The 12741-nt window shown below is 70.9% G+C and carries 11 protein-coding genes; 10 read left to right on the forward strand and 1 reads right to left on the reverse strand.

Going from position 1 to position 12741, the window contains the following annotated elements; genetic code table 11:
* The 10 genes from ACFYPH_RS02610 (at position 1) to ACFYPH_RS02655 (ending at position 11830) form a co-directional block, all read left to right on the forward strand.
* Complete coding sequence (locus ACFYPH_RS02610) at positions 1-807, forward strand: ABC transporter permease subunit (RefSeq protein ID WP_354860526.1); 807 nt, start codon at positions 1-3, stop codon at positions 805-807.
* Positions 804-2618, forward strand: a complete 1815-nt coding sequence (locus ACFYPH_RS02615; RefSeq protein WP_355132722.1) for a glycoside hydrolase family 13 protein — start codon at positions 804-806, stop codon at positions 2616-2618. Before ACFYPH_RS02610 ends, ACFYPH_RS02615 begins: the two co-directional genes overlap by 4 nt.
* A 68-nt stretch (positions 2619-2686) precedes the next feature.
* Positions 2687-3034, forward strand: coding sequence for a hypothetical protein (locus ACFYPH_RS02620; protein WP_234585695.1), 348 nt, complete (start codon positions 2687-2689; stop codon positions 3032-3034).
* A 278-nt stretch (positions 3035-3312) separates the two neighbouring features.
* Positions 3313-4380, forward strand: a complete 1068-nt coding sequence (locus tag ACFYPH_RS02625; RefSeq protein WP_354860524.1) for a BMP family ABC transporter substrate-binding protein — start codon at positions 3313-3315, stop codon at positions 4378-4380.
* 91 nt (positions 4381-4471) lie between these two features.
* Entirely contained in the window at positions 4472-6145 is a 1674-nt protein-coding gene (locus ACFYPH_RS02630) for an ABC transporter ATP-binding protein (protein WP_387178369.1), read from the forward strand.
* On the forward strand, positions 6142-7494 hold the full coding sequence (locus ACFYPH_RS02635; protein WP_355132724.1) for an ABC transporter permease: 1353 nt from the start codon (positions 6142-6144) through the stop codon (positions 7492-7494). The genes ACFYPH_RS02630 and ACFYPH_RS02635 overlap by 4 nt, the downstream gene beginning before the upstream one ends.
* Positions 7495-7497: 3 nt before the next feature.
* The gene (locus tag ACFYPH_RS02640; protein ID WP_363941383.1) at positions 7498-8775 is read left to right on the forward strand and encodes an ABC transporter permease; all 1278 of its coding nucleotides are present in this window, start codon (positions 7498-7500) and stop codon (positions 8773-8775) included.
* Positions 8776-8927: 152 nt separating this feature from the next.
* Complete coding sequence (locus ACFYPH_RS02645) at positions 8928-9638, forward strand: cytidine deaminase (protein WP_355068413.1); 711 nt, start codon at positions 8928-8930, stop codon at positions 9636-9638.
* A 135-nt stretch (positions 9639-9773) separates the two neighbouring features.
* Positions 9774-11057 (forward strand): thymidine phosphorylase, encoded by a 1284-nt coding sequence (locus tag ACFYPH_RS02650; protein WP_354863210.1) that lies wholly within the window; start codon positions 9774-9776, stop codon positions 11055-11057.
* Between the two features lie 92 nt (positions 11058-11149).
* The gene (locus ACFYPH_RS02655) at positions 11150-11830 is read left to right on the forward strand and encodes a DUF4272 domain-containing protein (protein ID WP_354863209.1); all 681 of its coding nucleotides are present in this window, start codon (positions 11150-11152) and stop codon (positions 11828-11830) included.
* Positions 11831-11833: 3 nt separating this feature from the next.
* Here ACFYPH_RS02655 and ACFYPH_RS02660 read toward each other — a convergent pair whose 3' ends face one another.
* Complete coding sequence (locus tag ACFYPH_RS02660; protein ID WP_387179322.1) at positions 11834-12703, reverse strand: putative RNA methyltransferase; 870 nt, start codon at positions 12701-12703, stop codon at positions 11834-11836.
* Between the last annotated feature and the right edge of the window lie 38 nt (positions 12704-12741).

The raw sequence follows: 12741 nt of genomic DNA on the forward strand, positions 1-12741 counted from the left end.
ATGCTCGCCGTGCTGTTCAGCCTCTTCCCGATCGTGTTCGTGCTCTCCGCCGCGCTCAATCCGCTCGGCACGCTCTCCACCAGCGAGCTGGTGCCCACCGACGGGGTGTCGCTCGGCAACTTCAGCGGGCTGTTCGAGCGGACCGCCTTCGAACGGTGGTTCCTCAACTCCCTGCTGATCGCCGGGGTGGCCTCGTTCGCGTCGGTGTTCCTGTCGGCGCTGGCCGCGTACGCCTTCTCCCGGATGCGCTTCCGGGGACGGCGGGTGGGGCTGTTGTCGCTGCTGCTGATCCAGATGTTCCCGCAGTTCCTGGCGATCGTGGCGATCTACCTGATCTTCGGCACGATCACCGACCTGTGGCCGTCGATCGGCTTCAACACCCCGTGGGGGTTGCTGCTGCTCTACCTGGGTGGGGCGCTCGGCGTGAACACCTGGCTGATGAAGGGCTTCTTCGACACCCTGCCCCGGGAACTGGACGAGTCGGCGACGATGGACGGCGCGTCGCACGCCCAGGTCTTCTTCCGGATCATGCTGCCGCTGGTGGCGCCGATCCTGGCGGTGGCCGGGCTGCTGGCGTTCATCGGCACCATCAACGAGTTCCTGATGGCCAACGTGTTCCTCACCAGCAGCGACTCGAAGACCCTCGCGGTCGGCATGTACGGCCTGTTGCAGGGCAACGAGCGCAACAACAACTTCGGGATCTTCGCGGCCGGCACCCTGCTCACCGCGATCCCGACGGTGCTGGTCTTCCAGCTCCTGCAGCGCTACATCGTCTCCGGCCTGACCGCCGGAGCGGTCAAGGGATGACCACGCCGCAGCCGCACCACGACGGATCCGTCGGCTACGTCCCGCAGCAGGAGCCGACGCTCGGCGAGACCGTCGACGTCTTCGTCCGGGTTCCGGCCGGTGCCGACGTCCGGCAGGTGCACGTGCGGACCACCGGCGACGGTGAGCCACACTTCCGTGCGGCCACCGTGGACCGTGCCGAGGGCGACGTCCTCTGGTGGCGTGCCGAGGTCGAGGCGCGCAACCCGGTGAGCAACTACCGCTTCCTGCTCTCCGGGCGGCACGGTCCCCGGTGGCTGACCGCCGCCGGTGTGGCCGACCACGACGTGCCCGACCACGGCGACTTCAAGCTGGTCACCCACGCCGCGCCGCCGGCCTGGGCACGGGACGCGGTGATCTACCAGATCTTCCCGGACCGGTTCGCCCGTTCGGCGGCGGCGGATGATCGGCCGCTGCCGGACTGGGCGATCCCGTGCGACTGGGACACCCCGGTGATCGGGCGGGGCCCCGAGACGCCGTACCAGTTCTACGGCGGCGACCTGGACGGGATCACCGAGCGGCTGGACCATCTGGACCGGCTCGGGGTGAACACCGTCTACCTCACCCCGATCTTCCCGGCCCGTTCCAACCACCGCTACGACGCGGCCAGCTTCGACCGGGTCGATCCGCTGCTCGGCGGGGACGCCGCGCTGGCCCGCCTCGCCGAGGCGGTACGCGCCCGGGGCTGGCGGCTGCTCGGCGACATCACCAGCAACCACACCGGCGACGGCCACGACTGGTTCGCGTCGGCCTCCTCGGACGTGCGCGCGCCCGAGCGGGGGCTGTACTACTTCGACGAGAGCTCCGGCTCGTACGAGTCCTGGAACGGCGTCAAGTCGCTGCCGAAGCTGAACTGGGGCAGCGCCGACCTGCGCCGTCGCTTCGCCACCGCCGAGGACGCCGCGCTGCGCCGCTGGCTGCGCCCGCCGTACGGCCTTTCCGGGTGGCGGGTCGACGTGGCGAACATGACCGGCCGGCGGGGCGTCGACGCGTACACCCACGAGGTGGCGGCGCTGCTGCGCTCGGTGGTCGTCGGGGAGCGTCCGGACGCCCTGCTGATGGCCGAGCACGGCCACGACCACACCGGTGACCTGGACCGCGATGGCTGGCACGGCACCATGAACTACGTCGGCTTCACCGACCCGATCTGGTCCTGGCTGCGCCACGGCGACCAGCCGGTGCCGAACTTCCTCGGTACCCCGGGCGGGGTGCCCCGGCGGGACGCGGAAGCGGTGCTGGCCACCATGGGCGCGTACCGGTCGCTGGTCTCGTGGCGCTCGTACGTGCACTCCTGGCAGCTGCTCGGCTCGCACGACTCGGCGCGGATCCGGACGGTGGTCGGCGACGCCGCCCGGCAGGAGGTGGCCGCCGGTCTGCTCGCCACGATGCCCGGCACTCCGATGATCTTCGCGGGGGACGAGCTGGGGCTGACCGGCACGAACGGCGAGTCCTCGCGTACCCCGATGCCGTGGCGCCGGCCGGGCAGTTGGGACGCCGCCACGTTCGCCACGTACCGGTCGCTGATCGCGTTGCGTCGCGCGGAGCCGGCGCTGCGCCACGGCGGTCTGCGGTGGCTGCACCACGACCCGGACACGCTGGTCTTCCTGCGGGAGGCGCCGGCCGGCTCGGTGCTGGTGCTGGCCCGCCGGGCGCCCGGCACGCCGGTGCGGCTGACCGGGCTGCCGGCCGCCGACAACGTGTACGGCGGGGCGTCCGCGCTCCGGCCCGGGCCGGACGGGGTGTCGACCCTGTCCGGCGACGGCCCCACCTTCCAGGTGTGGCGGCTGTGGTGACCGGGCTCGACGCGCCGACCGACCGACCCCCTACTACGAACTGTCGTTGATGGGGGAGGATGGGCGGCGTGGAAGCACTGCGACTCATTCTCCTCTATGTCCATCTGATCGGCTTCGCCCTGCTGCTCGGCGGCTCGATCGCGCAGTACGTCAGCGGGAAGCTGCGCATCAACTCCGCCATGCTCTGGGGCGCCGTGATCCAGCTGCTGACCGGGCTCGGTCTCTCCGCGCCGCTGCGCGGCGGTGGTGACGACGAGCCGGACCCGGCGAAACTTGTGACGAAGTTGGTGATCGCGCTGCTGATCTTCGTCATGGTCTTCTTCTCCCGGAAGCGGGACGTGGTCAACCGCGGCCACTTCCTCGCGATCGTCGGCCTGACCCTGGTCAACGCGGCGGTCGCGGTCTTTTGGCGGTAACGTCCGGCGGAGGGGATGACCTCCGCGAACCGGACGTTCGGGACGCCTCGATGCTCGGTTACCAGCACGAAGAGTGATGTGCCCCACGCAAGGGTTACACCCGGGTAACAGGCGCTCAACAGTCGTGCACGATTGTCGGCCGGTGGGTGGGCGCGGGCGTACGCTCCCGTCCGTAACGTGGGACAGCCGGCGGCACACCCGCAGGTCGGCTGATGGGCTGCCACCGCACTAGGCGCGGTGTGCAATGGGAAGGAGACGTCTTGCGCTCGGTGCGTGGGATGCGGATCGCCTCGATCTTCGCGGTAGGTGGGCTCGTGCTCAGCGCCGCCGCGTGTGGCGAGGCCCCCGATAGTGACAAGAACGCCGGCAGTGGCGCCAAGAAGTACAGCGCCTGCATGGTGACCGACGTTGGCGGCATCGACGACAAGTCGTTCAACACCTCGGCCTGGAAGGGTCTGCAGGAGGCCAAGGCCGCCAACGACAACATCGACATCAAGTACGTCGCGTCGAAGTCCGAGCCCGACTACGAGCCGAACCTGACGCAGTTCGTCAACCAGAAGTGCGACTTCATCCTGGCGGTCGGCGGCCTGATGGCCAACGCCACCTCGAAGATCGCCAAGGCGAACCCGAACCAGCAGTTCGGCATCGTCGATGCCAACCCGGGTGACGCCAACGTCTACCCGATGCAGTTCGACACCGCCCAGGCCGCGTTCCAGGCCGGCTACCTCGCCGCCGGGATGAGCAAGACCGGCAAGGTGGGCACCTACGGTGGTCTGCCGATCCCGCCGGTGACGATCTTCATGGACGGCTTCGTCGACGGTGTGAAGTACTACAACACCGCCAAGGGCAAGAACGTCCAGGCGCTGGGCTGGAACAAGGAGACCCAGAAGGGCTCCTTCACCAACGACTTCGCCAAGCAGGACGAGGGCAAGAAGGTCTCCGACGCGCTGGTCGCCCAGGGCGCGGACATCATCATGCCGGTCGCCGGCGGCTCCGGCCTCGGCACCACCGCCGCGGCCAAGGCCTCGGGCGGCAAGTACAGCACCATCTGGGTGGACGTCGACGGCTGCGAGAGCACCCCGGACTGCGCCGCGATCATCACCACCGTGGTCAAGAACATCCCGGAGGCCGTCAAGGAGGCGGTGGTGAAGGCCGCCGGTGGCGAGAAGCTGCAGGCCAACCCGGGCTTCGTCGGCACCCTGGCCAACACCGGTGTCTCGATCGCCCCGTACCACGACTTCGACGGCAAGGTTCCGGCCGAGCTGAAGACCGAGGTCGACAAGATCAAGGCGGACATCGCCGCCGGCACCATCACCGTCACCTCGAAGGCCCAGCCGACCAAGTGACAACCGCCCGGCCCCTCCGGTGAGATCATCGCAGGAGCGGCGGGGTACAGGTACGACCGATCCGGCCGCTCCGGCCCGCGGGTGACCACCCGTGGGGCCGGAGCGGCCGATCGCGCGCCACGGTGACCGGCCTGGTCCGGCCCGGTCGACCGGCAGCTACGCTGCACCATCGCTCGCACTCCAGGAGGTTGCGCTGAGACTCGAACTGCGCGGCATCACCAAGCGGTTCGGTGATCTGGTCGCCAACGATCACATCGACCTGACGGTGGAGCCTGGAGAGATCCACGCCCTGCTCGGCGAGAACGGCGCGGGCAAGTCGACCCTGATGAACGTGCTCTACGGGCTCTACCAGCCCGACGAGGGCGAGATCCTGGTCGACGGCACGCCGCTGAAGCTGAAGGGCCCGTCCGATGCCATCGCGGCCGGGATCGGCATGGTGCACCAGCACTTCATGCTGGTGCCGGTCTTCACCGTGGCCGAGAACATCATGCTCGGCGCCGAGCAGGTCCGGGGCGGCATCGCCGGTTTCCTGGACCGGCGGCGGGCCCGGCGCGAGGTCACCGAGGTGTCCGAGCGCTACAACCTGCGGGTCGACCCGAATGCGGTGATCGAGGATCTGCCGGTCGGCATCCAGCAGCGTGTGGAGATCGTCAAGGCGCTCACCCGCGACGTCGACCTGCTCATCCTGGACGAGCCGACCGCGGTGCTCACCCCGCAGGAGACCGAGGACCTGCTGACGGTCATGCGGTCGCTGAAGGCGGCCGGCAAGTCGATCGTCTTCATCACCCACAAGCTGGGCGAGGTCAAGGCCATCGCCGACCGGATCACGGTGATCCGGCGCGGAAAGACCGTCGGCACGGCCTCGCCGGAGACGAGCCGGGACGAGCTGGCCGCGCTGATGGTCGGCCGCAGCGTGCGGCTGACCGTCGACAAGTCGCCGGCCGCACCGGGCGAGCCGGTGCTGGAGGTGGCCGGGCTGGTCGTTGACGACGACCGGCAGGTCCGGGCGGTCGACGGCGTGGACCTGACCGTCCGCGCGGGCGAGGTGCTCGGCGTGGCGGGCGTGCAGGGCAACGGCCAGACGGAGCTGATCGAGGCGATCATGGGCCTGCGCCCGGTGCTCGCCGGCACGGTCAGCCTGGGCGGCGACCGGATCGACGGCTGGACGACCAAGAAGGTGCTCCGCGCCGGCGTCGGTTACGTGCCCGAGGACCGCAGCGTGGACGGCCTGGTCAAGGAGTTCAGCGTCGCCGAGAACCTGGTGCTGGACATCTACGACCGGCCGCCGTTCGGTGCCGGGCTCGCCCTCAAGCCGGACGCCATCGCGTCGTCGGCGCGGGAGCGGATCGAGCAGTTCGACGTCCGTACCTCATCGGCGGACGCGGCGGTGGGCACCCTGTCCGGCGGCAACCAGCAGAAGGTGATCGTGGCGCGGGAGCTGTCCCGGCCGCTGAAGCTCTTCATCGCCGCCCAACCCACCCGTGGCGTGGACGTCGGGTCGATCGAGTTCATCCACAGCCAGATCATCCACGAGCGGGACATCGGCACCGCCGTCATGGTGGTGTCCAGCGAGCTTGACGAGGTGGTCGGGCTGGCCGACCGGATCGCGGTGATGTACCGCGGACGGATCATCGGCATCGTCGGCCCGCACACCCCGCGTGAGGAGATCGGTCTGTTGATGGCCGGCATCCACCCGGACGCGGCCGGCACGGCCGACGGGGGTCCGGCGCGCGCCGACGGCCCCGCGAGCGAGGACGAGGCATGACCACCAACCCCAATCCGCAGTCGGGCTCTCCGGACAAGGAGCCGGCGAGCGAGGCGCAGGCGGCGCAGAACGCGCTCGGCAACACCGAGCGGGCCGGCACGACCACGACGGAGAAGACGCCGGAGCCGAAGCCGTCCCTGGGCCGGCTCTTCCTGGACAACCTCTGGGCGGCCAACACCTTCACGGTGACCCTGTTGTCGCTGGTGCTGGCGATCGTCGTCGGCGCGGTGTTGATGATCGTCTCTGACCCGGACGTGCTGCACACCTACACCTACATCACCGCCCGTCCGGCCGACGCGCTCAACTCGAGTTGGACGCTGGTGAGCGAGGCGTACGCGAACCTGTTCAAGGGCTCGATCTTCGACCCCGAGGCGTTCTCCGGCTGGGTGAACGGCAGCAACGGTTGGCAGGCCGTGCTCGCGCCGATCTCCGAGACGCTGACGTACGCCGCGCCGCTGGTCTTCACCGGCCTGGCGGTGGCGCTGGCCTTCCGTGGCGGCCTGTTCAACATCGGCGCGCAGGGTCAGGCCACCATCGGCGTGATCCTGGCCGCGCTGGCCGGCTTCCTGCTGCCGCTGCCGCCCGGCCTGCACCTGCTGGTGGCGGTGCTGGCCGGCGCGCTGGGCGGGGCGATCTGGGGCTTCATCCCGGGCATCCTCAAGGCCCGCGCCGGGGCGCACGAGGTGATCAACACGATCATGCTCAACTACGTCGCCACGTACTTCCTGACCTGGCTCATCGTGCAGAACGGCGTGCAGGACCCGACCCGGACCGACGCGATCAGCAAGGCGGTGGACACCTCCGCCCAGCTGCCGCGCCTGCTCGGCGACAACCTGCGGGTGCACGCCGGCATCCTGCTCGCCGTGCTGGCCACCTGGGCGGTCGCCTGGTTGCTCAACCGGTCGACGCTCGGCTTCGAGCTGCGCGCGGTCGGCGCCAACCCGGACGCCGCGCGGACGGCCGGCATCAGCGTCACCCGGACGTACATCCTGATCATGGTCTTCTCCGGGGTCCTGGCCGGTCTCGGCGGCTCGAACATGGTGCTCGGTTCGACCGCCAGCGCGCTGACGCCGCTGGTGGTGGCGCAGATCGGCTTCGACGGCATCCTGGTGGCGCTGCTCGGCCGGGTGAAGCCGTGGGGGGTGTTGCTCGCCGCGCTGCTGTTCGGTGCGCTCCAGGCCGGCGGCAACCGGATGCAGTCGTACTCCGGCATCTCGCTGGAGCTGGTGACCGTGCTCCAGGCACTGATCGTCATCTTCATCGCCGCACCCGCCCTGGTAAAGGCGATCTTCCAGCTCCGGGCCGCACGGGCCGCCCGGTTGCAGACGAGCCTGGCGAAGGGCTGGTAACGCATGTCCACCATGGCTGTCCCCGACGTCGCGGTCGGCGTCGACGAGGGTTTCTGGACCCGTACCCGCAAGGTCGGCCTCACGCTGACGGCGCTCGGTCTGCTGGCGGCGGTGCTGTTCGGGGCGCTCGCCACCGACCAGGAGGCCCGGTTCACGTTGAGCGACGACGCGGCCGGTGCCGCGCTGGAGATCAACGGCACGATCGGCGCGATCCTGTTCGGGATCATCGCGATCGCCGCCGGCGCGGCCCTGCTCGCCGGCGTGCCGAAGCGCTGGTTCCTGCCGGTGCTCGGCGTCGGGCTGGTCGCCTTCGTGCTCTCCTTCCTCTGCTGGCAGGTCTCCGCCGCGCCCGCCGGGCAGAACTTCATGCCGCTGGTCAACATCATCCGGGGCACGTTCATCCTGGCCCTGCCGCTGATCTTCGGTGCGCTCGCCGGCGTGCTCTGCGAACGGTCCGGCGTGGTCAACGTGGCCATCGAGGGGCAGTTGCTGATGGGCGCGTTCAGCGGCGCGCTGTTCGGCAGCATCTCCGGCAGCGTCTGGGTGGGTCTGGTCGCCGCCGCCATCGGTGGCGCGTTCATCTCGCTGCTGCTGGCCGTCTTCGCCATCCGCTACCTGGTGGACCAGGTCGTCATGGGTATCGTGCTGAACCTGCTCGCGGTCGGCGTCACCGGCTTCCTCTACGAGCGGCTGATGCAGACCGACGCGGAGAAGTACAACAGCGCGCCGCGCTTCAGCAACTGGGAGATCCCCCTGCTCAAGGACATCCCGGTGCTCGGGCCGGCGCTGTTCCGCGGCAACATCTTCCTCTACGTCGGCCTGCTGCTGGTGCTGGTGATCCACATCGGGCTCTTCCGTACCCGGTGGGGGCTGCGGACCCGGTCGGTGGGCGAGCACCCGATCGCCGCCGACACGCTGGGCGTCAAGGTGCTCCGGTTGCGCTACCGCAACGTGCTGCTGGCCGGTGTGGTCGCCGGTATCGGTGGCGCGTCGTACACGCTGGCGCTCTACTCGTTCACCAAGAACATGATCGGCGGCAAGGGCTTCATCGCGCTGGCCGCGCTGATCTTCGGTCGGTGGAACCCGACCGGGGCGCTGCTCGCCGCGCTCTTCTTCGGCTTCGCCGACCAGCTCGCCACCTATCTCGGTGCCATCAACAGTGTGATCCCGAGCCAGTTCCTGGCCATGCTGCCCTACCTGGCGACGATCCTGGCGGTCGCCGGCCTGGTCGGCCGGGTCCGGGCACCCGCCGCCGACGGCAAGCCGTACATCAAGGGCTGACCCCCACCCACCCCTCTGGTGATCAAGAGGTTTGCGTCAGGATCGACGACTTTCCTGACGCAAACCTCTTGATCACCGCGCCAGGGCGGCGGGGTGGGCGGGGTTGCCGCCCTGCCTGCTTTTGACCTGGGCTGCTTCGGCAGAATGATGGGATGACCGACATTGACTGGGCGCGGTTGCGGGCCGCCGCCACCGAGGCGATGCGGCACGCGTACGCGCCGTACTCGACGTTCCCCGTCGGCGCGGCCGCGCTTGTCGACGACGGCCGCGTGGTGGTCGGCTGCAACGTGGAGAACGCCGCGTACGGGGTGACGCTCTGCGCCGAGTGCGGGGTCGTCTCCAGCCTGCACGCCACCGGTGGCGGGCGCCTCGTCGCGCTCTCCTGCGTCGACGCGACCGGTGAGCCGCTGATGCCGTGCGGCCGGTGCCGGCAGCTGCTCTGGGAGAACGGCGGGCCGGAGTGCCTGATCGAGACGAAGACCCGCCCGCTGCGGATGGCGGAACTGCTGCCGCACGCCTTCGGCGTGGAGGACCTGGAGGCGGTGACCGGCGAGACCCCGGTGCCGGTGGTCCCGGAGCGGCTGGCCGCCTGGCGTGGACGCGGCACCGTCTTCGTGCACCCGGACCTCTCGGACGGGCAGCAGGTCTGGACGGCGTACTGGGAGCGCTCGGCGGGAGACGACGCGAGCGCCGAGACCGGCGTGCTGGAGGAAGCCCCGAGCTGGGACGATCCGGCCGAGGCGATCACCTGGGGAATGGCCCGCACGCCCCGCGTTGTCGTGGTCGACGAGACCGGGACGATCTTCTGGGCCGGCGAGGGGGAGCCGCCGTTGGAGATCCCGGTGCGGTGGTCTGCTTCTTGAGGGTGGGGATTGGGCCGACCGTGCCCGGCTCCGGGCGGTCAGGCTTGATCCCTCCGCCGGGCACGGTCGGCCCAATCCCTCGGTGCGGGCTGTCCGTGGGTCGGGATCTGCAACAGACGAGGAAAGATCATTCTGATGAGTAGTGGGTTTGCTGCTGTTGACGTTATTCGGGTGAAGCGGGACGGGGGTGTGCTGTCGGACGCGCAGATCGACTGGGTGCTGGACGCGTACACCCGGGGGGTTGTCGCCGACGAGCAGATGTCGGCGCTGGCCATGGCGATCCTGCTCAACGGCATGACCGGGCCGGAGATCGCCCGGTGGACCGCCGCGATGATCGCCAGCGGTGAGCGCCTCGACCTCTCGGCGGTCCGTCGCCCGACCGTCGACAAGCACTCCACGGGCGGTGTCGGTGACAAGATCACCCTGCCGCTCACCCCGCTGGTGGCCGCGTGCGGTGCCGCCGTTCCGCAGCTCAGCGGGCGCGGCCTCGGGCACACCGGCGGCACGCTGGACAAGCTGGAGTCCATTCCGGGCTGGCGGGCCTCGCTGAGCAACGACGAGTTCATCGCCCAGCTCGGTGATGTCGGCGCGGTGATCTGCGCGGCCGGCGCCGGGCTCGCTCCGGCCGACCGCAAGCTGTACGCGCTGCGCGACGTGACCGGCACCGTGGAGGCGATCCCCCTGATCGCCAGTTCGATCATGAGCAAGAAGATCGCCGAGGGCACCGGGGCGTTGGTCCTCGACGTGAAGGTCGGCTCGGGCGCGTTCATGAAGTCCGTCGACCAGGCCCGCGAGCTGGCCCGCACGATGGTCGAGCTGGGCGGTGCGCACGGCGTGCGGACGGTCGCCCTGCTCACCGACATGTCCACCCCGCTCGGCCTGGCCATCGGCAACGCGGTCGAGGTGACCGAGTCGGTCGAGGTGCTGGCCGGGGGTGGGCCGGCCGACGTGGTGGAGCTGACGCTCGCCTTGGCCCGGGAGATGCTCGACGCCGCCGGCCTGCCGGACGCCGACCCCGAGGCGGCGCTGCGCGACGGGCGGGCGATGGACTCCTGGCGGGCGATGATCCGCGCGCAGGGCGGCGACCCGGACGCGCCGATGCCGACCGCGCCGGAGGTCGAGGTGGTCCGCGCCGAGCAGGACGGGTACGTCGCGGCCGTCGACGCGTACGCCATGGGGGTTGCGGCCTGGCGGCTCGGCGCGGGCCGGGCCCGCAAGGAGGACCCGGTCAGCGTGCCGGCCGGGGTGGTGTTGCACAAGCGGCCGGGCGATCCGGTGCGGGTCGGGGACGCCCTCTACGAACTGCGTGCCGAGGACCCGTCGCGGATTCCGGCGGCCCTGGCGGAGGCAAGTCGCGCGGTGCACATTGCACCGACCGCGCCAACCGCGACGCCCCTGGTCATCGAGCGGATCGGCTGACCGGGGCGGAGGTCGGGGCGGCGTGGTGCCCGTCACCTGGGAGCGCTATTCTCGCAGGCCAAAGGCGTGGCGTGCAGACAGGAAGTTCTCCCGTGACCGTACCTGCCCCCGACCCGCGCGAGGTGCGCGAGGCGAGCCTGGACGAGCTGTCCCGGCTCGGCCTGCCGCTGCCGCCGGCCCAGTTCCCGCTCGTGTGGGAGCCGGGTGATGCGATCGAGCTGCGACCCAGGGCGGAGATCGAGGCGCGCATCGCCGTGCTGCACCTCATCCTGGCGCGCTGCTTCGGGATGCCCCCGCAGGCGGCGATGAGCTGGCTGCTCGGCTCGCACCTGGTCGAGATGGTCACCCCGCCGGAGTGGCAGTTCGTGATGGGCGGCAAGGGCGACCACCGGTCGTTCGTGCTGCACCACGACGCGCTCTTCGCGCTGGCCTGGGTGCTGGGGCTGAGCAAACAGCTCGATCCCACCCTGGCGGTGGACGAACGGTTGGTCGAGCGGCTGCCGCACATCGCCGAGGGGGAGACCTTCGGCCGCTGGCAGTCCCGGATCCTCGCCGCGCCGCAGCACCCGGCCGACGCGGCGGCCCTGCTCGATCTGCACTACTGCCTGGACTGGGCTTACCTGGAGACCGAGCGGAGCGGCCGGCGGGCGCCGGGGCTGGTCGACGCCAACGCGATCGGGCAGCGACGCTGGGCGCTGGAGTGGGCGGTGATCCTGCGCGGGCCGTACCACGACGAGCCGCCGGGCTGGGAAGAGGTCGACCTCTCCACCTGAGCCTCAGCGGCGTCGGTAGGCGTCCAGCCGGACCGCCACGCGCACCCGGACCGGCTCGGGCAGCGCGGCCAGCCGTTCGGCGAGGGCGGTCGGGTTGGTGTGCCAGGCGCTCGGACCCATCCCGACCAGCGTGGCGACCTCCGGCCGGGTCAGCGCCAGCTCCGCGCGGTGCACCGTGGAGCTGACCGGCGTGAAGTGCCCGCCCAGGCTGGCGGCCACCCGGTCGGCCTTGTCCGGGTCGACCCGCAGCAGGTCGAGGGCCTCCACCAGTTCGGTGAGGTGGTCGGCGGCGGGCGTCACCACGAGCAGCGTGCCGGCCGGGTCGAGCACCCGGTGGAACTCCGCGCCGTTGCGCGGGGCGAACACGTTCAGCAGCACGGCCGTCGAGCCGTCCGCGAGGGGCAGTCGCTGCCAGGTGTCGGCGAGCGCCGCGGCCGCCCGGGGATGCACCCGGGCCGCGCGACGCAGCGCCGGCTTGGAGACGTCCAGGGCCAGACCCACGGCGTCCGGCAGCGCCGCCAGCACCGCGCCGAGGTATCGGCCGGTGCCCGCGCCGGCATCCACCACCAGGGGGTACGCGTCGAGCGACGACACCTCGCGCAGGTGCTGCACGGCCTGCGTCGCGGCGGCGGCCAGGGCGTCCGAGACCGGGTCGTAGTGCCCGGCGGTGAGGAAGTCGGCGCGGGCGGCCACCATCTCGGCGCTGTCCCCGGAGTGCGGTGCGCGGCCGGCGAGCAGGTTGACGTACCCCTGCCGGGCCACGTCGAAGCTGTGCCCGCGCGGACACCGCAGCGCCCGGGCGGTGCCGGCGGTCGTCTCGGCCAGCGGTTCGCCGCAGACCGGGCAGCGCAGCCGGGCCGCCACTGGTGCCAGCGGGGTGGGTGCGGGGTCTGCCACCGCCAGATCCTATG

This window comes from Micromonospora sp. NPDC005252 (assembly GCF_042872475.1).
Lineage (GTDB): Bacteria > Actinomycetota > Actinomycetes > Mycobacteriales > Micromonosporaceae > Micromonospora.

Excerpts from the sequence above, each read along its gene's own strand:
- ACFYPH_RS02610 (WP_354860526.1), top strand. The coding sequence starts at position 1 with ATGCTCGCCGTGCTGTTCAGCCTCTTCCCGATCGTGTTCGTGCTCTCC.
- ACFYPH_RS02625 (WP_354860524.1), top strand. The coding sequence starts at position 3,313 with ATGCGGATCGCCTCGATCTTCGCGGTAGGTGGGCTCGTGCTCAGCGCC.
- ACFYPH_RS02645 (WP_355068413.1), top strand. The coding sequence starts at position 8,928 with ATGACCGACATTGACTGGGCGCGGTTGCGGGCCGCCGCCACCGAGGCG.
- ACFYPH_RS02640 (WP_363941383.1), top strand. The coding sequence starts at position 7,498 with ATGTCCACCATGGCTGTCCCCGACGTCGCGGTCGGCGTCGACGAGGGT.
- ACFYPH_RS02635 (WP_355132724.1), top strand. The coding sequence starts at position 6,142 with ATGACCACCAACCCCAATCCGCAGTCGGGCTCTCCGGACAAGGAGCCG.
- ACFYPH_RS02650 (WP_354863210.1), top strand. The coding sequence starts at position 9,774 with ATGAGTAGTGGGTTTGCTGCTGTTGACGTTATTCGGGTGAAGCGGGAC.
- ACFYPH_RS02615 (WP_355132722.1), top strand. The coding sequence starts at position 804 with ATGACCACGCCGCAGCCGCACCACGACGGATCCGTCGGCTACGTCCCG.